16 protein-coding genes are annotated in these 20,765 nt (G+C 68.8%); 10 read left to right on the forward strand and 6 right to left on the reverse strand.

Annotated elements, in window-relative coordinates:
• The first annotated feature begins 41 nt into the window (after positions 1 to 41).
• Both VIF40_RS08775 and VIF40_RS08780 read left to right on the forward strand, forming a co-directional pair.
• Positions 42 to 512 (forward strand): DUF2141 domain-containing protein, encoded by a 471-nt coding sequence (locus VIF40_RS08775; protein ID WP_331937142.1) that lies wholly within the window; start codon positions 42 to 44, stop codon positions 510 to 512.
• 33 nt (positions 513 to 545) lie between these two features.
• A complete protein-coding gene (locus VIF40_RS08780; protein ID WP_331937143.1) occupies positions 546 to 1,499 on the forward strand; it encodes a radical SAM protein in 954 nt (317 codons plus the stop codon).
• Here VIF40_RS08780 and VIF40_RS08785 read toward each other — a convergent pair.
• Positions 1,496 to 2,587: a phosphatidylserine/phosphatidylglycerophosphate/cardiolipin synthase family protein gene (locus VIF40_RS08785; protein ID WP_331937144.1), complete on the reverse strand. Its 1,092-nt coding sequence runs from the start codon at positions 2,585 to 2,587 to the stop codon at positions 1,496 to 1,498. The two genes, VIF40_RS08780 and VIF40_RS08785, sit on opposite strands and share 4 nt — an antisense overlap.
• Before the next feature lie 97 nt (positions 2,588 to 2,684).
• On the opposite strand from VIF40_RS08785, the gene VIF40_RS08790 reads away from it, so the two are divergent.
• Complete coding sequence (locus VIF40_RS08790; RefSeq protein WP_331937145.1) at positions 2,685 to 3,926, forward strand: glycosyltransferase; 1,242 nt, start codon at positions 2,685 to 2,687, stop codon at positions 3,924 to 3,926.
• A gap of 25 nt (positions 3,927 to 3,951) precedes the next feature.
• Here VIF40_RS08790 and VIF40_RS08795 read toward each other — a convergent pair whose 3' ends face one another.
• Positions 3,952 to 5,823 (reverse strand): NTP transferase domain-containing protein, encoded by a 1,872-nt coding sequence (locus VIF40_RS08795; RefSeq protein WP_331937146.1) that lies wholly within the window; start codon positions 5,821 to 5,823, stop codon positions 3,952 to 3,954.
• A gap of 109 nt (positions 5,824 to 5,932) precedes the next feature.
• On the opposite strand from VIF40_RS08795, the gene VIF40_RS08800 reads away from it, so the two are divergent.
• Positions 5,933 to 6,787 (forward strand): CDP-alcohol phosphatidyltransferase family protein, encoded by an 855-nt coding sequence (locus VIF40_RS08800; RefSeq protein WP_331937147.1) that lies wholly within the window; start codon positions 5,933 to 5,935, stop codon positions 6,785 to 6,787.
• On the opposite strand, the gene VIF40_RS08805 is transcribed toward VIF40_RS08800, so the two are convergent.
• Positions 6,784 to 8,628, reverse strand: a complete 1,845-nt coding sequence (locus tag VIF40_RS08805; RefSeq protein WP_331937148.1) for an ABC transporter transmembrane domain-containing protein — start codon at positions 8,626 to 8,628, stop codon at positions 6,784 to 6,786. The genes VIF40_RS08800 and VIF40_RS08805 overlap by 4 nt on opposite strands.
• A 142-nt stretch (positions 8,629 to 8,770) precedes the next feature.
• Between VIF40_RS08805 and VIF40_RS08810 the strand changes: the two genes are divergently transcribed.
• The 6 genes from VIF40_RS08810 (at position 8,771) to VIF40_RS08835 (ending at position 16,524) form a co-directional block, all read left to right on the forward strand.
• Positions 8,771 to 10,495: a fatty acyl-AMP ligase gene (locus VIF40_RS08810; RefSeq protein ID WP_331937149.1), complete on the forward strand. Its 1,725-nt coding sequence runs from the start codon at positions 8,771 to 8,773 to the stop codon at positions 10,493 to 10,495.
• Positions 10,492 to 11,418, forward strand: coding sequence for an NAD-dependent epimerase/dehydratase family protein (locus VIF40_RS08815; protein ID WP_331937150.1), 927 nt, complete (start codon positions 10,492 to 10,494; stop codon positions 11,416 to 11,418). Before VIF40_RS08810 ends, VIF40_RS08815 begins: the two co-directional genes overlap by 4 nt.
• A gap of 145 nt (positions 11,419 to 11,563) precedes the next feature.
• Positions 11,564 to 11,833 (forward strand): acyl carrier protein, encoded by a 270-nt coding sequence (locus VIF40_RS08820; protein ID WP_331937289.1) that lies wholly within the window; start codon positions 11,564 to 11,566, stop codon positions 11,831 to 11,833.
• A complete protein-coding gene (gene spt / locus VIF40_RS08825; protein ID WP_331937151.1) occupies positions 11,830 to 13,044 on the forward strand; it encodes a serine palmitoyltransferase in 1,215 nt (404 codons plus the stop codon). Before VIF40_RS08820 ends, spt begins: the two co-directional genes overlap by 4 nt.
• A gap of 4 nt (positions 13,045 to 13,048) precedes the next feature.
• Positions 13,049 to 15,340 carry an LptF/LptG family permease gene (locus VIF40_RS08830; protein ID WP_331937152.1) on the forward strand — a complete coding sequence of 764 codons (2,292 nt, stop codon included), beginning with the start codon at positions 13,049 to 13,051 and terminating at the stop codon, positions 15,338 to 15,340.
• Positions 15,341 to 15,345: 5 nt separating this feature from the next.
• Positions 15,346 to 16,524: a dATP pyrophosphohydrolase gene (locus VIF40_RS08835; RefSeq protein WP_331937153.1), complete on the forward strand. Its 1,179-nt coding sequence runs from the start codon at positions 15,346 to 15,348 to the stop codon at positions 16,522 to 16,524.
• A gap of 42 nt (positions 16,525 to 16,566) precedes the next feature.
• Here VIF40_RS08835 and VIF40_RS08840 read toward each other — a convergent pair whose 3' ends face one another.
• The 3 genes from VIF40_RS08840 to VIF40_RS08850 all read right to left on the reverse strand — a co-directional run bounded on the left by VIF40_RS08840 (position 16,567) and on the right by VIF40_RS08850 (position 20,761).
• A complete protein-coding gene (locus VIF40_RS08840; RefSeq protein ID WP_331937154.1) occupies positions 16,567 to 17,733 on the reverse strand; it encodes an outer membrane beta-barrel protein in 1,167 nt (388 codons plus the stop codon).
• Positions 17,734 to 17,813: 80 nt separating this feature from the next.
• Positions 17,814 to 19,223 carry a type I glutamate--ammonia ligase gene (gene glnA, locus VIF40_RS08845; protein ID WP_331937155.1) on the reverse strand — a complete coding sequence of 470 codons (1,410 nt, stop codon included), beginning with the start codon at positions 19,221 to 19,223 and terminating at the stop codon, positions 17,814 to 17,816.
• A gap of 80 nt (positions 19,224 to 19,303) precedes the next feature.
• A complete protein-coding gene (locus VIF40_RS08850) occupies positions 19,304 to 20,761 on the reverse strand; it encodes an ammonium transporter (RefSeq protein ID WP_331937156.1) in 1,458 nt (485 codons plus the stop codon).
• Positions 20,762 to 20,765: the final 4 nt, after the last annotated feature.

A 20,765-nucleotide genomic window follows, 5' to 3' on the forward strand; every position in this document is an offset into this window, starting at 1 on the left:
GCGCTCGTCATCGCCGGCGCGCACAAGAATCAGCAAGGACCATGCAGCTTCGTTCCTCCGTCACCGCTCTGGCGGCGCCGTTGGCGCTCCTTTGCCCCTCGGCCGGCCACGCCCAGAGCACCTGCCAAGGCCAGCCGGGGCCGACCCGTCTCGACATCGATATCGAGGGGGTGCGCGCCTCGCGCGGCCTGATCACCGGCTCGCTCTATCCGGGCGACCGCAGCCAGTTCCTGGTCAAGGACGGCGCGGTCAAGGTGTGGAGCGTGCCCGCGGTCAGTCCTACCACCCACATGTGCATCTGGCTGAAGTGGGGACCGGGGACCTACGCCTTCGCCGTCTATCACGACCCGGATTCGAGCGGCGTGTTCCACCACAACCTGTTCGGTCGTTTCGATGGCTTCGGCTTTTCCGACAATCCGCACCTGATGTTCGCCGCGCCCAAGTACGATCAGGTCAAGTTCGAGGCCCGTGGACCGGAGACCACCTTGCACGTTCGCCTGCGCTACCCCTAATTGTGCGGCTGAAGGGGAGGCAGAGGAAGCCATATGCCGGGCGTCACTCTTGGGGACAGTGTGAAGCTGGCGGCGCGGGTGCTGGCCGACAAGGGCCGGCCGCTGCTCGCCCACCTGGTCATCACCCGCTACTGCAATCTCGAGTGCGCCTATTGCAGCGAGTACGACAAGGTCTCCAAGCCGGTCCCGGTCGCTGAGCTTACCGCCCGCGTCGACGCGCTGGCGGCGCTGGGCGCCCAGATCGTCACCCTGACCGGCGGCGAGCCGCTATCGCATCCCGGCCATGACGAGGTCGTGCGCCGCATCCGCGCCCACGGCATGGTGGCGACGACGATCACCAACGGCTTCCTGCTCACCGCCGCCAAGATCGCCGGCATGAACGCCGCCGGCCTGCAGGGCCTGCAGATCTCCATCGACGGGGTGAAGCCGGATGCGATTTCGAAGAAGACCCTGAAATCCCTGGCCGGCAAGCTGCGCCTGCTGGAAAAGCACGCCCAGTTTCCGGTCAACATCAACTCGGTGCTCGGCATCTCCGAGGAGCGCACCCGGGACGCCCTGGAAGTGGCCAGGAGCGCCAAGGCGATGGGCTTTTCGCACACCGTAGGGGTGTTGCACGACGGCGAGGGAACGCTGGCCCCACTGTCGGCCTCGCAACGCGCCGTCTATGCCTCGCTGATGGCCGCCGGGTCGGTCACCCATCTAATCAACTATTTGATGTTCCAAAAGAATCTCATGGCCGGCAAGCCCAACGGCTGGCATTGCCGGGCCGGGGCCCGCTATCTCTACATCTGCGAGGACGGTCTGGTGCACTATTGCTCGCAGCAGCGCGGCCATCCTGGCGTGCCGCTGGCCGATTACGGCCGCGCCGACATCCTGCGCGAGTTCGACACCGCCAAGGCCTGCGCGCCCTTCTGCACCGTCAGCTGCGTCCATCAAGCGAGCATCCTCGACGCCTGGCGCGGCCGCCAGAGGCTGGCCGCGGCCTAGCGCCAGTCCACCGCCGTCCGCCGGGAGGTCCCCGCCAACCTCGCCACGGCATCGCCGATGCGCAAGCCGGCGTGAGCCAGGGCGCCGGCCAGAGGCGAGACCTGCCTGGCGTCCGTCAGGGCAGCGGCCAGCGCCGGGGCGATGATGCGGGCGCGAAAATCGGCGATCAGCGCCGGCTCGTCGATCACCGCCACCAGTTCCTCCTCGCCGGCAAGGCCGGCGAAATCGAAGTTGCACGAGCCAACGATGAGCTCGGTCCCGTCGATCAGCATGCCCTTGAGATGGCTCATCTTGGGCAGCAGGTGCACGCGAAGGCCCGCGCGGCGGGCGAAATCCAGCAGATAGTCGCGCACCAGCCGTTTGTTGCTCGCCCACGGGGTGATCAGGCTCACCTCGACCCCGCGGCGCACCGCCTCGGCCAGCGGCGCGGTGAAGGGAAAGGTCAGATAGGCGGAGAGCACCACGACTTCGCGCCTCGCCCGCCCGATGCGCTCGGCCATGGTCTCGTAGAAGCGTTGATTGGTGCGCCCGTCGAGACTGATCAGAGCGAGAGTGTCGAGCGCGGTGTCGGCGGCCATGGGGCGGCCGGCCCAGGTAGCGGCGAAATCGGCGGCCAGAAAGTCCGCCGTCGCCCGGCCCTCCAGGCGCAGCATGAAATCCCGCCAGGCGAAATTGTGGTCGCTGAAATTGATCCCGCCGATGTAGGCGACATCGTCGGCGACGATCAGCTTCTTGTGGTTGCGGGCCGGATAGTTGGTCAGCAGCGGACTGACCGGATTGGTCACCCGCACGCCGACGCCCTGCGCCGCCAGGTGGTCGAACATCGCCCGCGTCGCCGCCACCTCGCCGCGCAGGGCCGGGTTGAACCACGACGCCGCGACCCAGCGATCGGAGACCACCATCCGCGTGTATCCGTCCACCAGCACCCGGCGATCGGCGGCCGGACTTCCCCTGATCGCCCGAGCCACGGCCTGGCCGACCCCGTCGCCCTCGAAGGTCATCGCCTGCACCAGCAGCCGGCGCCGGGCGGCGGCGCTATCGGCGCTGGCGCGGGCCCAGAAGGCGTCGGCGCCGACCAGCAACTCCATCGCCGTCAAAACTCACCCCGCCAGATAGGTCGTTGCCTCGCCGCGCCCGGGGCGGCTAGAAGCCGCTTGCGGGTCGGTGGAGAGGACGGGGCATAGCATGACCGGAAAGCTGCGCGTCATGCTGCTGCTCTCCTCGCTGCATGGCGGCGGGGCCGAGCGGGTGGCCGTGCACCTGCTGAACCGCAGCGATCCCGACCAGTTCGACATCCGCATCGGCCTGCTGCGTCGCGCCGGACCATTCCTCGCCGACGCCGATCCCGAGCGGGTGATGGCCTCGCCGATCGGCCAGGACTGGCTGGCTTACGAAGGGGCCAACGCCAGCTTCTATCGGCCGCACAAGCTGATCCTCGGGGCCACCCTGGCGCCGCTCAACATCTCGCGCATGATCGCCGCCCACCGCCCGCACGTGGTGATGAGCTTCCTCAAGGGCATCAGCCTGATGACCTGGCCGGCGGTCAGGGCCATGGGCGCGCGCGCGCCCAGATGGATCGCCCGCGAGGGCAACAACACCGACGCGGTGATCGAGGACGAGCTCGCCAGCCCCGCCGCCCGCACCTTGATCGCCTGGCTGACCCGGCGCTGCTACCGCAACGCCGACTGTTTTCTGGCCAACTCGCACGAGATGGCCGCCGGCCTCGGCCAGCGCCTGGGCCTGGATCACGCCCGCATGCGGGTGGTGCAGAATCCCATCGACATCGCCAGGATCCAGAGCCTCGCCGGCGCGCCCGTCGACCAGCCGTCCGAGCGGCCGTTCGTGCTCGCCGTCGGCCGGCTCGAGCACCAGAAGGCCCACGATCTGCTGCTGGCGGCGTTCGCGGCCAGCTCAGCGGCGCGGGGCCTCGATCTGGTCATCATCGGACGAGGCTCGCGCGAGGCGCAGCTGAAAGCGCAGGCCGGCGCGCTCGGGCTCGGCGAGCGGGTGAGGTTCGTCGACTTCACCACCAACCCCTGGGCGTGGATGGCCAAGGCGGCCCTGTTCGTCCTGCCCTCGCGCTGGGAAGGTTTCCCGAGCGTACTGGTCGAGGCGCTGGCCTGCGGGGCCCCGGCGCTCGCCACCGCCTGCGACTTCGGCCCCGCCGAGGTGGTCGATCATGGCCAGAGCGGCTGGATCGTGCCGCCGAACGACACCGAAGCCTTCGCCGCGGCCATGGACCATCTCCTCCGCCAACCCGCGCTGACCGCGCGCCTAGCCGCCGCCGGGCCGGCGCGGGCGGCGATGTTCGACATCGAACGCATGGTCGAGGCCTACGGCCATCTGTTCATCGAGCAGGCCGCCCTGGCCCGCGCCGGACGCCGCGCCCCGCAGGTGGTGCTGGAGCCGCAGACCGCGGCGGCTTGATCAGGCGGCGGTCAGGGGTGGCCTCTTAGGCGCAGAGCTGCTCGGCGTGGCCGTGGGCGACGCCGTCGTCGACATCGAGCCAGAAGCGGTCGCCGATGTCGAACGTGCGCGCCAGGCCCTTGGCCGCCAGGGAGCGCACGCCATCGCTGAGGCCGCCTTGGCCGCCGGCCTCGACATCCTCGCGGATCGCCGCGATCAGCGCCTTTGAGGCCAGAAAGACCCCGGTGTCGTAGGCGTCATGGCCGCTCATCAGCTTGCCGATGCGGGCGATACGGCCGTGCTCGTCGATGGCCACCCGGGTGACATCCTCGAGGTCGACCAGCGGATTGCCCAGCCGGCGGTCGACCGCCAGCACCAGCTCCTCGGTCCCGGCCTCGGAGGCGATCAGATCGGCAAGGATGGTCGGATCCAGGAGATGGTCGGCCATCATCAGCACGAAGCGGTCGTCGAGGTGGGCCTCGGCGGCGGCCACCGAAAGGCCGTTGGCCCCCTTCCAGGCGAAATTGCGCACCGTCTGGATCGGAATCGAAAGCCGCGCGGAAAGGCCGACGAGGAAGGTCTCCAGGCGCTTGCCCTCATAGCCGGTGACGACCACGAAGCGGGACACGCCGGCCTTGTGGGCGGTAACGATCACCCGCTCGATCAGCGGCACGCCATTGATCAGCGCCAGCGGCTTGGAACGGGCCACATCGCGCATGCGGATGCCCTGGCCGGCGGCGATGATCAGACCTTGCATGCCGGTCCCGGAAGCGGCCGCGTCCGGATTGGCGTCCGCCGCCCTGACCAGCGATTGATTGGCCCCCGGCCGCGAGGCGCGATCGATGAAGGCGTTGGTCATCCGCTCGGCTTCATCGTCGGTGAACTGGATCGGCGGATGCTTGCAGAAGAAGGCCGAGGGGCCGATCAGCGGCCCGGCGTAGCCGCGGTCTAGCGCCAGCTTGCAGCAGCGGATGGCGTCGATCACCACCCCCGCTGAATTGGGCGAATCCTCCACCGACAGGCGGACCTCTATGTTCATCGGCACATTGCCGAACAGCGCCCCCTCGAGGCGCAGGAAGCAGAGCTTGTTGTCGTTCAGCCACGGCACATAGTCGCTCGGGCCGACATGGATGTTCTCGTCCTCCAGGCGCTTGGCCATGACCGACTGCACCGCCTCGGTCTTGGAGATCTTCTTCGACAGCAGGCGGCCGCGATCCATCATGTTGAGGAAGTCGGTGTTGCCGCCGGTGTTGAGCTGATAGGTGCGATCCATGCGCACGCCGCGCTGGCGCATCAGGTTGGTCAGCGCCCTGTGGACGATGGTGGCCCCGAACTGGGCCTTGATGTCGTCGCCGACGATCGGCAGGCCGGCGTCCTTGAACTTCGCCTCCCATTCCGGATCGGAGGCGATGAACACCGGCATGCAATTGACCACCCCAACGCCGGCCTTAAGAGCGCAGTCCATGTAGAATTTGACCGCGTCCTCCGAGCCGACGGGGAGGAAGTTGATCAGAACTTCGGTCCCCGATGCGCGCAGGGCCTCGATGACCGCGGCCTTGTCCGGCTCGGCCGCCTTGGCCTTCACGAAGCTGCGCTCGGCGGGCATGGTCTCCATGTGGTCGGCCATGCCGTCCAGAACCTTGCCCATGCGCACGTTGAGCCCCGAATCGGGCACCTCGGCGAACACCGCCGTGCAGTTGGGCTTGGCGAAGATGGCCCGGGATAGGTCTTGCCCGACCTTGCGCTCGTCGATGTCGTAGGCGAGGACGAACTCGACGTCGCTGGGCTCGAAGCCGCCCAGGCTCCAGTGCATCAGCCCGGCGCTGTTGTCGTTGGCGGCGCGATAATAGGCGACGCCCTGGACCAGTGAACTGGCGCAGTTGCCGACACCGACGATCGCCACGCGAATCTTAGCCATACTCGAAGCCCCTCGAGGGAGTGATTGATTGGGAGCAGGCGGTCCCCCGCGCGATTCACGCTATCGCAGTCTCGCCTACCGTCACAAGACTGCCATATACGACCCTCCCGTGGACACCAAGGCGCCAGCCGCAGCAATCGCCATCGAGACGCCGCCCCCGGCGCCGGCGCCTGGCCGCCCGCGCGAGATCGAAGCGGCCAGCAACCTCTATCTGGTGCACCCGGCCTCCCGCGCCCTGGCCGGGCTGCTGGCCAGGACGCCGGTGAGCCCCAATCAGGTCTCGGTGGCAGGCGTGGTCGCCGCCGGCGGCGCGGCGCTGGCCTATGTCGGCCTGGCCTGGCCGGCGAACGCTCTCATTGGCCTGGCGCTGCAATACCTCTGGCATGTGCTCGACGGCGCCGATGGCGATCTCGCCCGCCGCACCGGACGCGCCTCGCCGCTGGGCGAGCTCATCGACGGGGTGTGCGACCATGCCGCGCAGGTGCTGATCTACGTCGCCTTCGCCATTGCCGCCCAGGCGCGTTTCGGGCCCTGGGTGTGGGTCTTGGCCAGCGCCGCCGGAGCCTCGCACTTCGTCCAGGCCAACGCCTACGAGACCGGGCGCAAGGCCTATCGCCATTTCGTCTATGGCGCGCCGTGGATGCGCCAGACCGGGGCCGGCGAGGGCCTGGGCGCGGTGCTGTCCCGATTCTACATCGGCGTCTCCAGCGCCCTCAGCCCTGGCGAGCCGGCCGCCGAAACCGTCATGTCGGCGGAAACCCGCGATCTCTACCGCCGTCGCTTCGCGCCCCTGGTCAAGGCCAGCGGAGTGCTGGACTCCAACACCCGCACCCTGGTCGCCTTTCTGGCCGTCCTCGCCGGCAATCCGCTGTGGTTCTTCGTGTTCGAGCTCACCGTGCTCAATCTCGCCCTGGCGCTGTCGATCGTCTTCCGCACCCGCGCGAATGCGGCCTTGGCGGCCTAGGCCGCCGCCGCGCCGAACTGCAGGCGCGCCAGGCGCGCGTAGAGGCCGCCCCTGGCCATCAGCTCGCCGTGGCGGCCGATCTCGACCACCTTGCCGGCGTCCATGACCACGATGCGATCGGCCTCCAGCACCGTCGCCAGGCGGTGGGCGATGACCAGGGTGGTGCGCCCCTGCATGGCCACGTGCAGCGCGCTCTGGACCAATTGCTCGCTCTCGGCGTCGAGGGCGCTGGTGGCCTCGTCGAGGAGCAGGATCGGGGCCTTGCGCACCAGGGCCCTGGCGATGGCGATCCGCTGCCGCTGGCCGCCGGAAAGCAGCTTGGCGCGCTCGCCGATCAGGGTGTCGATGCCGTGCGGCAGACGGGTGAGGAAACCCTCCACCTGGGCGGCGATGGCGGCGGCCATGATCTCCGCCGGCTGGGCGTCGCGGGCGCCGAAGGCGATGTTTTCGGCCACCGTGGAGGAGAACAGCGGCGCGTCCTGGGCGACGAACGCCACCCTGGCGCGCACCGCCCTGGGATCGGCGTTGCGCAGATCGACGCCGTCAATGGCCACCTGGCCGGCGTGCGGATCGTAGAAGCGCAGCAGCAGACGGAAGACGGTGCTCTTGCCGGCTCCGGACGGGCCGACCAGCGCCACCCGCTCGCCGGGCGAGATCGCCAGCGAAAACCCGTCCAGGGCCAGGCCGTCGCGCTGGGGATAGGCGAAGCTGACGTTGTCCATGGTGATTTCGCCGCGCGGCGGGCTGGGCATCGGCGTCGGCCTGGCGGGAGCGGCGATCGCCGGCCGGGTCTCCATCATGCCGACGATGCGTTCGGCCGCGCCGGTGGCGCGCTGGATCTGGCTCCAGACCTCGGAAAGATCGCGCACCCCGGTGGCGGCGACGAAGGCCAGCACCAGCAGCTGGAACAACGCCCCCGGCTGCATCGAATGACGGACGATCACCGCAAGGGCGCATTCGTAGAGCAGGATCAGCATGCCGGCGAAGATCAGGCTGATCATCAGACCCGACATCAGCCCGCTGACCCTGAGGCGGGCGCGCGAGGCAAGGAAGGCGCGCTCGATGGCCAGGTTGAAGCGGGCGGCGATGGAGTCCTCCTGGCCAAAGGCCTGGACGGTGTCGATCGCTTCGAGGCCCTCGCCGGCATGGCCGACAGCCTCGGCGAACCGGTCCTGGGCCCGGGTCGACAGCCGCTGGATGCGCCGCCCGACCAGGAACAGCGGGGTCAGCAGCAGGGGGATCAGCACCAGGATCAGGCCGGTGAAATTGGGACTGACCAGCACCATCCAGATCAGCGCCCCGGCCACGGTGAGCAGGTTGCGCAGAGCCCCTGGCAGGATGATCCCCACCGTGCCTTCGACGATGGTCATGTCGGTGGTCAGGCGCGAGAGCAACTCGCCGGTGCGCAGCTCGGTGAAATGGCCCATGTCGAGGCCGAGGATGTGACGAAACACCTGCTGGCGCAGGTCGGCGATGATCCGCTCGCCAAGCTTGTAGGTGAAGTAGAGCCGCAGGCCCGTGGTCACCGCCAGGAAGCCGGCCGTCGCCCCCAGGATCAGGAACACCTGTTCCAGCGCGGCGCGGGTGTGCAGCCGAAAGCCCTGATCGATGACCATCCGCGGGCCGCCGGTCAGCGCCAGCAGGGCGCCGGTCGAGAGAAGCAGGAACAGCATGCCCAACAGGGCGTCCAGCCAATGCGCGGTGACCAGGGGCCAGAGCCTGGCCAGCGGCTTGAGGTCGCGGCCCAGCGGGCGGCGCCAGGCGTCGGTCGCCAGCGCCTCGGTGACCACGGCGCGCAGCCCCTCGGGCGCGACGTTCGAGGTCGAGCGTGCCTGACTCATTCCCGCTTCATCATCCAGCCCGCTCGACGCGCGGCGCCGTTATCGACTATCAGACCTTGGGGCCTTGTCATAATGGTGCGACATCGCCTCGCGCGCCAATTCGCGGCGTGATCGCAGACGATTATCGAGTGGACGGCCCTATTTGACCCCGACGCCTACCGCGCCCGACCGCACCGTGACCGGCGGCGAAACCTCCACCCTGAGCGAGGCGCTCGACGCCGCCGCCCGCGGCCCGACCGGAATCAACCTGCATTCCCCGCGCGGCCAGCTCATCGAGGTGCTGCCCTACGCGGCGCTGCGCGAGCAGGCGCTGGCCGTGGCCGGGCGGCTGCGGGCCGCTGGCCTCGGCAAGGGCGACCGCGTCGGCCTGGCCGCCGAGAGCAGCGGCGATTTCCTGCGCGCCTTTTTCGCCTGCCAGTATGCCGGCCTGGTGCCGGTCCCGACGCCGTTGCCGGCGCCGTTCGGCGGCAAGGAGGTCTATGTCGAGCACATCCGCCGGATGCTGATTTCGGCCGACGTGCGCGCCGCCTTCGCCCCGCCCGAGCTGGCCGCCTGGTTCGCCGAGGCCGGCGAGGGGCTGGCGCTGGTGGCGGCCGGGAGCCTCGATTCGCTGCCCGACGCCGGCGCGCTCGAACCGGTTCCGGCGGCGGCCGATGACCTCTGCTACCTGCAGTACTCCTCCGGCAGCACCCGGTTTCCGGTCGGGGTCGCGGTCACCCAGCGGGCGCTGATGGCCAACATCGCCGCCATCGGCGGACCGGAGGGCCTGGCGGTGGGGCCGGCCGACCGGGCGGTGAGCTGGCTGCCGCTCTACCACGACATGGGCCTGGTCGGCATGCTGCTGACGGGCCTCACCTTCCAGGTGTCCATCGACCTGCTGCCGACCACCGCCTTCGTGCGCCGGCCGGGTCTGTGGCTCGATCTGCTCGGCCGCGGCGGCACGATCTCCTACGCCCCGACCTTCGGCTACGATCTGGCGGCCAGGCGAGCGGGGGCGGCCGGCGGCCAAACCCTCGATCTGTCCTCATGGCGGATCGCCGGGGTCGGCGGCGACATGATCCGGCCAGGGCCCCTGCGCGCCTTCGCCGAGGCCTATGGCGAGGCCGGCTTCGATCAGCGCGCCTTCGTCGCCAGCTACGGCATGGCCGAGGCCACCCTGGCCCTCAGCCTCAGCCCGATCGGCCAGGGCCTCAAGACCGACGGCGCCGATGTCGCCGAGCTCGAGCGCCAGGGCCTGGCCGCGCCGGCCAAGGGCGAGAGCCGCGCGCGCGAGTTCGCCCTCTGTGGCAAGGTGCTGCCCGGCCATCGCCTGGAGGTGCGGGGCGAAACCGGGGAGGTCCTGCCGGCGCGCCGCGTCGGCCGCATCTTCGCCGCCGGACCCAGTTTGATGCGAGCCTATTTCAACGCCCCCGAGGAGACCAGCCAGGTGCTGGGCGCCGACGGCTGGCTGGACACCGGCGATCTTGGCTACTTCCTCGGCGAGGAGATCGTCATCACTGGCCGGGCCAAGGACCTGATCATCGTCAACGGCCGCAACGTTTGGCCGCAGGATCTGGAATGGACCGCCGAGCGGCAAATCGAGGGCCTGCGCAGCGGCGATGTGGCTGCCTTCCAGGTCACCGAGGCGGCCGGCGAGCGGGTGATCGCCCTCGTCCAGTGCCGCACCCGTGAGCCGGAGCGCCGCCAGGCGCTCAAGGACGCCGCCGCCGGGGTGCTGCGGGTCACCCATGGCCTCGACGTCGAGGTGGTCCTGGCGCCGCCGCACAGCCTCCCGCAAACCTCGTCCGGCAAGCTCAGCCGCTCGCGCGCCCGATCACTTTACCTTTCCGGAGCTTTCGAGGAGGCCGCCCAGCCGGTCGGCGCGTGAGCCGGACCGCGGCCCTGAGCGGGGCCAGCGGGTTTCTGGGCGCCCGGCTGGCGGCGCGCCTGATCGAGCACGGCTGGACGGTGCGGGCCCTGGTCCGCCGGCGCGCCGACGCCGAGCGACTGGCCGCGCTCGGGGCCGAAACGGTGTGCGGCGATCTCGCCGACCGGGCGGCGCTGGAGATGCTCACCGCCGGCGCGCTGGCGGCGGTCAACTGCGCCGGTCTCACCAAGGCCAGGACGGCGGCCGAATTTCTGACCGTCAACGCCGAGGGCGCCGGCGGTTTCGCCGCCGCCGCGCCCGGCCAAGTCATCCACGTCTCCAGCCTCGCCGCCAGGGCCCCCGAGCTTTCGCCCTACGCGGCCAGCAAGCGCGCCGGCGAGGCGGCGGCGCGCGCCGCGGCGGGCGAGCGGCTGGCGATTATCCGCCCGCCGGTGATCTATGGACCGGGCGATGCAGCCACCCTTGGCCTCTTCCGGATGGCCGCCCGCGCCCCCCTCGCCCCGACGCCGGCGAGGCCCGCGGCGCGTCTGGCTCTGGCCCACGTCGACGATGTCGCCACCGCCATCATCGATCTGATGGAAAGAGGCGAATTGACCGGCGTCTACGCCGTCGGCGGCGCGCGCCCGGCCGGCTACGCCTGGCGCGAGATCATCTCCGCCGCCTTCGGGGCCGCCGGCCGACGGGTTCCCTTCGCACCGCTGCCGGCGAGCGCCATCCGCATCGCTGGCCTGGCCTCCGAGCTCGCCGGGTCTCTCTGCGGCCAGGCGAGGATCTTCACCCGCGGCAAGGCGCGCGAGATGCTTCACGACGACTGGTCGGTTGGGGAGAGCGAACTGGCGCCGAACGCCCCCGCGGCCAAATTTTCCCTCGAAACCGGATTCGCCGACGCGCTCGCCTGGTACCGGCGCGCCGGCTGGATCTAGGCCGCCAGACGACAACCCTTGGACGCCTTTGATCTTTTCGCCCGGAGTTGAAGCCCCGGTCGCAAAGCTGTTACGGTGCGTCGATCTCTGGTCCGGCGTGAGGGGGCTAAGCGGCGGCATGCGGCCAATCCGACAGTTAGCGTTGGTGGAAGACAAGCCAGATGCGCCCGAGACAGTCGTTCTTGGAGACATTTCCAGCATCTTCGAACAGGTGCTAGGTCATCCAGTTCGTATTAACGACCACACCGATATAGTCGAAGACCTGGGGATGGATTCTTTGGGGGTGATGAATTTCGTCATGGCGATCGAGGACTTCTATGATATCTCGATCCCGCTCGATCGGATCGCTCAGATACAGACGGTCAGTGATCTCATTCACGCGGTCGAAGACCTGCGCAGCGGGACCCCAGAATGACGATACTCGCCAAACACGCCGCCCAGCGGCTCGTCTATGACGCCCTGCATTCCCACGGCGTCGATGTGCGGTTCGATTCGGTGCTCTCGCCCACCGAGGGGATGCTGAACGGCCGGCGCACCATTCTTCTTGGCACCAACAACTACCTGGGGCTGACTTTCGACGCCGCATGCATCGACAAGGCGGTCGAGGCCACCCGCAGCCAGGGCACCGGCACCACCGGCTCGCGGGTCGCCAACGGCACCTACGACGGCCATGTCAAGCTCGAGGACGCCCTGGCCGACTTCTACGGCCGCGAGCACGCCATGGTGTTCAGCACCGGCTACCAGGCCAACCTCGGCATCCTTTCGGCCCTGGTCGGGCGCGGGGATCACCTGCTTCTGGACGCCGACAGCCACGCCAGCATCTATGACGGCTCACGCCTCGGCCACGGCGAGGTGATCCGCTTCCGCCACAACAGCCCCGACGATCTCTACAAGCGCCTGCGGCGCCTTTCCGGCGCGCCCGGCGATCGGCTGATCGTCGTCGAGGGCATCTACTCCATGCTCGGCGATACCGCGCCCCTGAAGGAGATCGCCGCGGTCAAGCGCGAAACCGGCGCCTATCTGCTGGTCGACGAGGCCCATTCGATGGGCGTGCTCGGCGAGAAGGGTCGGGGCCTGGCCGAGGCCGCCGGGGTCGAGGACGACGTCGATTTCATCGTCGGCACCTTTTCCAAGAGTCTCGGCAGCGTCGGCGGATTCTGCGTCTCCAACGATCCCGACTTCGATGTCATGCGCATCGTCTGCCGGCCGTACATGTTCACCGCCTCGCTGCCGCCCGGCGTGGTCGCTTCCACCCTGGAGGCCCTCCGGCGCCTGCGCCGCGAGCCGGCGCTGCGCGCAAGCCTGATCCGCAACGCCCATCGGCTCTACCATGGCCTGGAGGCCATGGGCTTCCAGACCGGACCCGAGCCCAATCCCATCGTCGCCGTGGCCATGCCCAACCAGGAGATGGCGGTGGCCTTCTGGAAGCTGCTGCTCGAATCCGGCCTGTATCTCAACCTCGCCATTCCGCCGGCGACGCCGTCCGATGTCTGCCTGCTGCGCACCTCGGTCAGCGCCGCCCACACCACGGCGCAGATCGACACCGCGCTGGCGATCTTCGCCGATGTCGGCGAGCGGCTGGGTTTCTTGAGTGCCGACAAGCGTCGCGCCGGCGGGGTCGCCTAGAGACGTGACATCCCTGGCGCTGGACGCCCCGGTTCCCCGCAAGACCACCTGGCGACCATCGATCCTCGACGGCTATCTGCTGCGCCTGCTGGCCATGCCGGCGCTGGGCGTGCTCGGCGTCACCCTGGTCGCCTTCCTGCTCGATCAGACCCTGCGCCTGATCAACCAGCTCGAATCCAACGGGGCGCGGATGGGCTATCTGTTCGGCCTCGTCTCCAGCCTCATTCCCTACCAGCTCGGCCTGGCGTTGCCGGCCTCGTTCTGCGTCGCCATGTTCATCGTCATCGCCCGCCTGGGCGATGATTCGGAGCTCGACGCCATCCTCGCCGGCGGCGTGTCGTTCGAGCGCATCGCCGCCCCGCTGGTGTTCGTGGGGGTGATCCTGGGTGTGGGCAGCCTGCTCCTGGCCGGCTTTCTGCAGCCCTACAGCCGCTTCGGCTACCGGGTGGTGATGAACGCGGCGACCAAGGCCGGCTGGACCGCCCAGCTCGATCCGCAGGAGTTCATCAACGCCGGTCCCAACTTCACCATCACCGCCGACGAGGTGGACGCCACCGGCCGGCGCCTCAAGGGCGTGTTCATCCGCCGCGCCGCTCCCGGCGGCGAAACCATCGTCACCGCCGGCGAGGGGGCCCTGGCGCTCTCTCCCGACCGCAAGACCACCGATCTGCATCTGACCGGCGGGCTCATCCTCACCGACAACGCCAAGGGCGAGCGGCTGCTGCGCTTCGGCGAATTCGACGACAAGCAGATCCTCAGCAACGACACCACCCTGGCGCCGCGCGGCGGCGATGAGCAGGAGCTGACTCTCACCGAGTTGGTGCGCGAGATCGGCCGGCCGGACGCGGTGATCCCCAAGCGGGTGCTGGAAGGCGAGCTTTACTCGCGCCTGGCGCGCTCGTTCGGGGTGCCGTTCCTGCCGCTGCTGGCCCTGCCCCTGGCCATGGCGGTCAAGCGCGGTCGGCGCACGCCCGGCATCATACTGGGGGCCGTGGTCCTGGTCGCCTTCCACCACGGCATCACCCTGTGCAAAGGCTTCGCCGATTCGGGGACCGTCGATCCGCTGCTCGCCATCGGCGGCCTGTTCCTGGCCCAGGCGGTGTTCGCCGTGTGGCTGTTTTTCTCCTCTCGCCGGCGTCCCGGCGAGACCCCGCTGTCGGGCCTGTTCACGCGCATCGAGCAGCTGTTCGAGCGCCGGCCCAAGGCCAGGGTGGGGGCCATGCGCGCCAAAGGCGCGCTCAGCCTTTCGGCCTATCTGACCCGGATCATGGCCGTGCGCACCATCGCCGCCGGCGCCGCCCTGATGGGCATGCTGCAGCTCATCGACCTCCTGGAGCGCACCAACGACCTGCTGGTCAGGGGCGGCGCGGTCGCCATCGCCCACTACATGGCCCTGCGCCTGCCCTACCTGTTCGAGCAGGTGGCCCCGTTCGCGGTGCTCGCCGGGGCGCTGTTCACCTTCAGCCAGCTGGCCCGTAACAGCGAGCTGGTGGTGATGCGCATCAGCGGCCTCTCGCTGCTGCAAATCTTCCGCCGCACCCTGCCGGTGGCCCTGGCGGTGGCGGCCCTGGACCTGGTCATCGCCGATCAGGTGACGCCCAGGGCGCAGCAGGCTCTGGCCACCTGGTGGGCGTCCAGCGCCCCAGGACCGACCGCCCAGGCCCAGACGCCGCGCTGGTTCCGCATCGATGGCGACGTGGTCATGGTGCGCGCCGCCACGCCGGACGGCCGGGTCTTGCGCGGCGTCTCCGTCTACGAGCGCGGACCGCAGAAGGACCTGGTGCGCCGCGTCACCGCCGGTCAGGCGGCCTGGACCGGCCACGACTGGCGGCTCACCAACGCCACCATCACCGACCTGCACCAGGACCACGCCGACAAGATGACCGTCAGCGCCGCCGACTGGCCGACCACCCTGCGGCCGGCGGACACCGCGCGGCTGTTCGCCGGCTCGTGGGAGATGACCTCCGGAGCGGCCTATCGCTCGCTGTTCGGCAAGGGACCGGTCGACAAGAGCCCGAGCGAGTTCCAGACCCGCCTCTATCGCACCCTGGCCGAGGCGCTCGCGCCGATCATCATGCTGCTTCTGGCCCTGCCCACGGCCCTCGGCCACGCCCGCTCGAACCGCTCGATCCCGGTGATCCTCGGCCTCTGCTTTGGCCTGTTCTACCTGGTCGCCGACGGGGTGCTGACCGCGATGGGCCAGACCGGCGTCCTGCCGCCGTGGGCCGCCGCCTGGGGCGCGCCGGTAGCCTTCGCCGCCGGCGCCGCCACCTTGCTCCTCTACGCCGAGGGCTGAGGTCCATGGGCCTGTCCGTCATCCCGGTCACCGACAAGGCCGAGCTCGAGCGTTTCATCCGCGTGCCGATGCGCCTGAACGCGAGCGATCCGAAATGGATCGCACCGTTGATGTTCGAGCGCCGCGAGGCCCTCTCGCCCAAGCACAATCCGTTCTTCGCTCACGCCGAGCATCAGTTCTGGCTGGCGGTCAGGGATGGCCGCGATGTCGGCCGCATCAGCGCCCAGATCGACCATCTGGCGCGGACCGAGGCCGAAGCGCCGGCCGGCTACTTCGGCATGATCGCCGGCGAGGACGATCCGGCGGTGTTCCAGGCCCTTCTCGCCACCGCCGAGGACTGGCTGCGCCAGCGCGGCCGCGCGCGCGCCATCGGCCCCTTCAATCTCTCCATCAACGAGGAGGTCGGTCTGCTCATCGATGGCTTCGAGACCCCGCCGATGTTGATGATGGGTCACGACCGGCCCTACGCCGCCCGGCGCATCGAAGAGCAGGGCTACGCCAAGCTGAAGGACCTCTACGCCTACTATTCCGGCATCCCGACCTTCACCGCCGGGGTCGAGGCGCGGCTCAAGCGCCCGCCGGCGCCCGGCCTGGTCCTCCGTCCGATCAACATGAAGGATTTCGACGGCGAGGTTCGCACCCTGGTGGAGATCTGGAACGACGCCTGGGAGCAGAACTGGGGTTTCGCCCCGATCACCGAGGCCGAGACGCGGCACCTGGGCGAATCGCTGAAGCTGCTTCTGCATCCACGGCTGATCTGGTTCATCGAGATCGACGGCGAGGCGGCCGGCTTCGGGGCTCTGCTGCCCAATCTCAACGACGCCATCTTCGATCTGGGCGGCAAGCTGGCGCCGTTCGGCTGGGCCAAGCTCCTCTGGCGGCTCAAGGTCCGGGGCGTGAAGCGCGGCCGGGTGCCGCTGATGGGGGTCAAGCGCAAGTTCGCCCGCGAAGCCCGCGGCGCCTTCGCCCCCTTCCTGATCCTCGAGGCCTTCCGTCGCGAGGCCCCCCGGATCGGCATCACGCAGGCCGAATATTCGTGGATCCTGGAGGACAACCTGCCCATGCGCCACATCCTCGAGAGCTTCGGGGCGAAGATCTACAAGACCTACCGCATCTACGGGAAAGCGCTGAGCGGCGCGGCGGCCCCGGCCGCGAGCGAAACCGACCCCGGCCTGACGCTGTAGGCTTTCTCCCCCACCTTCCCCTCGATGGGGAGGGTGGGCGGCTCAAAAAACGAATCCGGTCTCGATCAGGCCGCGGACCTGGGAGCGGGCATCGCCCAGCTGGCCGAACATCGCCCCGCTCGCGCCGCTGAACACGTCCACCCACGACGCCTCGGCCCTGGCGAAGAAAGCGCCTTGCTGGAAGGTCGGGGTGAGGGTGAGCGAGAGGGCTTTGCTGCCCGGCCCATAGAGCAGGCTGGTCCGCGCGCACAGCGGATCGCCGGGCGGGCAGGCGGCGCTGGAACTGGCGATGTATTCCGCCCGTCCGGCCAGGCTCCAGTGCGCATTGAAGCTCACCTTGCCCAGCACCGCCGCGCCCCAGGTGTCGGCGCCGGCGAAATCCTGCCCCAGCGCGTGTATCGGCTCGGAGTGGGTATACTGAAGATAGGGGGAAATCATCCACGGCCCCTCGGTGTGGGTGTAGATGAGATCGACGAGGCCGCCGTTGTTGAGCAGCACCGGCGTGGCGGTGGTCTGGCGGTCGTACCTGGAAAGGCTGGCGCCGCCCGAAACCGTGAGCGAATCCTTGGCGCTGAGGGTGTAGGCGGCCGAGCCGCTCAGCCAATTGTAGCGGTTGGAATAGAAGCCGTCGTTGAGCGACACCGAAAGGGCGATCTTGCCCTTGGCGTAGTTGACCTGGACGCCGTCGCTGAACACCGGCTCCTGGTTCCACAGGAGGCCGCGCTCGATGTTGATGTTCTGGAAGGTGTACGCCGCCTCGGCGCCGATCAGGGTCGGCAGCTTGCCGATCTGGATCGACAACTCCGGCGTCGGCTGCAGCTTCAGATAGGCCATCGGCAGGCCGCTGTAGGTGGCGCTGGTGTTGGTGGTGGCGTGAACGTACGCCGTTCCAAGCGCCGGCAAGGCGTAGACGCCGGCGTCGATGAAGAACTGCACCGGCCCCGAGGTGGTCTGGATGAACACCTGCCCGTTGGCGAGATCGGCCAGGTTCGAGCGGTCGAACGGCGAGTGATTGTCCTGCACCAGGCCAAGGCCGCTCACCACCCCGGAGACATAGACCTTGCCCAGCGGCCCGGCGGCGAGGCTGAACGGATTGGCGGCGCCCGCCAGGGTGGCGCCCATGCTCGGCTGGGCCAGCGGGTCGGCCAGCGCCGGCGCGGCCAGCAGCGCCAAGGTCGCGGCGACTGACAGTTTTGAACGGATGGCCATGTGTTGTCCCCTCTTACTTTGAATGCAGATGGCCGTTCGTCAGGTATTCCCGCCCGATTTTTATCTGCTGTCTTTAGTGCTCAGCATTTGAAGTACATATCGAACTCGACCGGGTGTGGGTGGAGCTGGAGGCGGAAGACCTCCTCCATCTTGAGCTCGATGTAGGCGTCGATGAAGTCGTCGTCGAAGACGCCGCCCTTCTTGAGGAAGGCTCTGTCCTTGTCGAGGTGGTCGAGCGCCTCCTTGAGCGAGCCGCAGACCTCGGGGACGCGCTTCTGCTCGCGGGGCGGGAGGTCGTAGAGGTTCTTGTCCATCGGCGCGCCGGGATCGATCCGGTTCTCGATGCCGTCGAGGCCGGCCATCAGGAGGGCGGCGAAGGTCAGGTAGGGGTTGCCCATGGGGTCGGGGAAGCGGACCTCGATGCGCTTGGCCTTGGGGCTCTCCACGTGCGGGATGCGGATCGAGGCCGAGCGGTTGCGGGCTGAATAGGCCAGCTTCACCGGGGCTTCGTAGCCGGGCACCAGGCGCTTGTAGGAGTTGGTGGTGGAGTTGGCGAAGGCGTTGATCGCCCGCGCGTGCTTCATGATGCCGCCGATGTAATGGAGGCAAGTGTCGGAAAGACCAGCGTATTTGTCCCCCGCGAACAGCGGCTTGCCCTTGGCCCAGATCGATTGGTGGACGTGCATCCCCGAGCCGTTGTCGCCGAAGTACGGCTTGGCCATGAAGGTGGCGGTCTTGCCGTAGGCGGCGGCGACGTTGTGGATGACGTATTTGTAAAGCTGCAGGCGGTCGGCCATGGTCAGCAGGTCGGCGAACCTGAGGCCGAGCTCATGCTGGGCCGGCGCCACCTCGTGGTGGTGCTTCTCCGGCTCCAGGCCCAGCTCGCCCATCACCTGCAGCATCTCGCCGCGCAGGTCCTGGGCCGAATCGATCGGGTTGACCGGGAAGTAGCCGCCCTTGGCCCCTGGCCGGTGGCCCATGTTGCCTTCCTCGTAGGCCCGGCCGGTGTTGGCCGGCAGCTCCACCGAATCGAACGAATAGCGGGTGTCATGGGCGGCGGTGTTCCAGCGCACGTCATCGAAGATGAAGAACTCCGCCTCCGGCCCGAAATAGACCGTGTCCCCCACCCCCGACGCCTTCACATAGGTCAGGGCCTTGCGGGCCACCGAGCGCGGATCGCGGTTGTACGGCTCGTTGGTGTCCGGGTTGAGCACATCGCAGAACAGGGTCAGCGTGGTCTGCTGGTAGAACGGATCGATCGCCGCCGTCGCCAGGTCCGGCCGCAGCTTCATGTCCGACTCGTTGATCGCCTTCCACCCCGCGATCGACGAGCCGTCAAACATCGTCCCGTCGCTCAGAAAATCCTCGTCGACCAGATCAATGTCGAACGTCACATGCTGCAGCTTCCCACGAACGTCGGTGAAGCGGACGTCCACGTACTTCACCTCCTTCTCCTTGATCAGGGCGTGAATGTCGGCCGGTGTGGTCATGCTGGCGGGGTCCTGGGGATGAGGCGTTAGGTCGGGAAGAAGTTCGGGGCGGGCCGGCGCCCGCCCCTCGGGGGGAGGTCTCAAGTTTCGTGCAGAGCCTCGCCGTGGACGGCCATGTCCAAGCCCTCTTGCTCCTGCTCCTCGGTGACCCGCAGGCCGACCGTGTATTTGCAGACCATCAGGATCAGGAAGGTGACCACGCCCGACCAGACGATGGTGCCGAGGCAGCCGTAGAACTGAGTCAGCGCGCTGTGCACCTTGCCGGCCGAGTTGATCGACGCGTCGGCGAAGACGCCGGTCAGGATAGCCCCGATGAAGCCGCCCACGCCGTGGACCCCGAAGGCGTCGAGGCTGTCATCGTAGCCCATAGCCCGCTTCAGGAAGACCGCGCCCAGGTAGCAGCCGACGCCGGCGGCGACGCCGATGATGAAGGCCCCGTTGGGATCGACGAAGCCCGACGCCGGGGTGACCGCCACCAGGCCGGCCACGGCCCCAGAGGCCATGCCGAGCATGGTCGGCTTCTTCGACACCAGCCATTCGGCGGCCATCCACGACAGCGCCGCAACGGCGGTCGCCACCTGGGTGTTGGCCATGGCCGCGCCGGCGAGCGCATTGGCCGCGGTCGCCGAGCCGGCGTTGAAGCCGAACCAGCCGACCCACAGCAGAGAGGCGCCGACCATGGACAGCGTCAGCGAGTGAGGCGGCAACGCCTCCTTGCCGTAGCCGATGCGCTTGCCGAGCATCAGCGCGCCGACGAAGCCCGCGATGCCTGCGTTGATGTGGACGACGGTGCCGCCCGCGAAGTCCAGCGCGCCCACGCCCTTCATCCAGGGCGCGAGGCCGCCGGCGATCCAGCCGACCGAGGCCGTGAGGCTGTCGATCTCGCCTTGAGCCGCGGTCTTGGCCTCATCCGTGGTCGCAGCGGCGAGCTTGGTCGCCGCGTCCACGATCGCGTTGGGATCGGCGACGCCCCACACCCAATGGGCGATCGGGAAGTAGATGATCGTCACCCACAGCAGCACGAAGACGAAGGCCGCGCCGAATTTGATGCGCTCGGCGAAGGCGCCGATGATCAGGGCGGGGGTGATCATGGCGAAGGTCATCTGGAAGACGAAATAGGCGTATTCCGGAATGACATGGCCGGGCGTGAAGGTCGGCGCGTTGGAGGAGGCGTCCACGCCCTTCAGGAACAGCTTGTTCAAGCCGCCGACATAGGCGTTGAGCGAGCCGCCGTCGCCGAAGGCGAGCGAATAGCCGTAGAGCGTCCAGACGACGCCGACCAGCGCGACGATCGCGAAGGTCTGCGTGAGCACGGAAAGCATGTTCTTCGAGCGCACCAGGCCGCCGTAGAAGAGCGCGAGGCCGGGGACGGACATCATCAGCACCAGCGCCGAGGAAATGAGCACCCAGGCCGTGTCGCCAGGATTGGGCGTCGGCGCATTGCCGGCTGCGAGGGCGGGATCGGCGAGGCCCACGGCGATCGCCGCGCCGACGAGGACCGAAGCCGCAGACAGGCTCCGAGGCAGACGAAGTCTCATTGGG

It is taken from the genome of Methylosinus sp. (assembly GCF_036560965.1).
In the GTDB taxonomy this organism is placed as follows: Bacteria; Pseudomonadota; Alphaproteobacteria; order Rhizobiales; family Beijerinckiaceae; genus Methylosinus.

Excerpts from the sequence above, each read along its gene's own strand:
- VIF40_RS08790 (WP_331937145.1), top strand. The coding sequence starts at position 2,685 with ATGACCGGAAAGCTGCGCGTCATGCTGCTGCTCTCCTCGCTGCATGGC.
- VIF40_RS08795 (WP_331937146.1), bottom strand. The coding sequence starts at position 5,823 with ATGGCTAAGATTCGCGTGGCGATCGTCGGTGTCGGCAACTGCGCCAGT.
- VIF40_RS08780 (WP_331937143.1), top strand. The coding sequence starts at position 546 with ATGCCGGGCGTCACTCTTGGGGACAGTGTGAAGCTGGCGGCGCGGGTG.
- VIF40_RS08850 (WP_331937156.1), bottom strand. The coding sequence starts at position 20,761 with ATGAGACTTCGTCTGCCTCGGAGCCTGTCTGCGGCTTCGGTCCTCGTC.
- glnA (WP_331937155.1), bottom strand. The coding sequence starts at position 19,223 with ATGACCACACCGGCCGACATTCACGCCCTGATCAAGGAGAAGGAGGTG.
- VIF40_RS08835 (WP_331937153.1), top strand. The coding sequence starts at position 15,346 with ATGGGCCTGTCCGTCATCCCGGTCACCGACAAGGCCGAGCTCGAGCGT.
- VIF40_RS08785 (WP_331937144.1), bottom strand. The coding sequence starts at position 2,587 with ATGGAGTTGCTGGTCGGCGCCGACGCCTTCTGGGCCCGCGCCAGCGCC.
- VIF40_RS08805 (WP_331937148.1), bottom strand. The coding sequence starts at position 8,628 with ATGAGTCAGGCACGCTCGACCTCGAACGTCGCGCCCGAGGGGCTGCGC.
- VIF40_RS08840 (WP_331937154.1), bottom strand. The coding sequence starts at position 17,733 with ATGGCCATCCGTTCAAAACTGTCAGTCGCCGCGACCTTGGCGCTGCTG.
- VIF40_RS08775 (WP_331937142.1), top strand. The coding sequence starts at position 42 with ATGCAGCTTCGTTCCTCCGTCACCGCTCTGGCGGCGCCGTTGGCGCTC.
- spt (WP_331937151.1), top strand. The coding sequence starts at position 11,830 with ATGACGATACTCGCCAAACACGCCGCCCAGCGGCTCGTCTATGACGCC.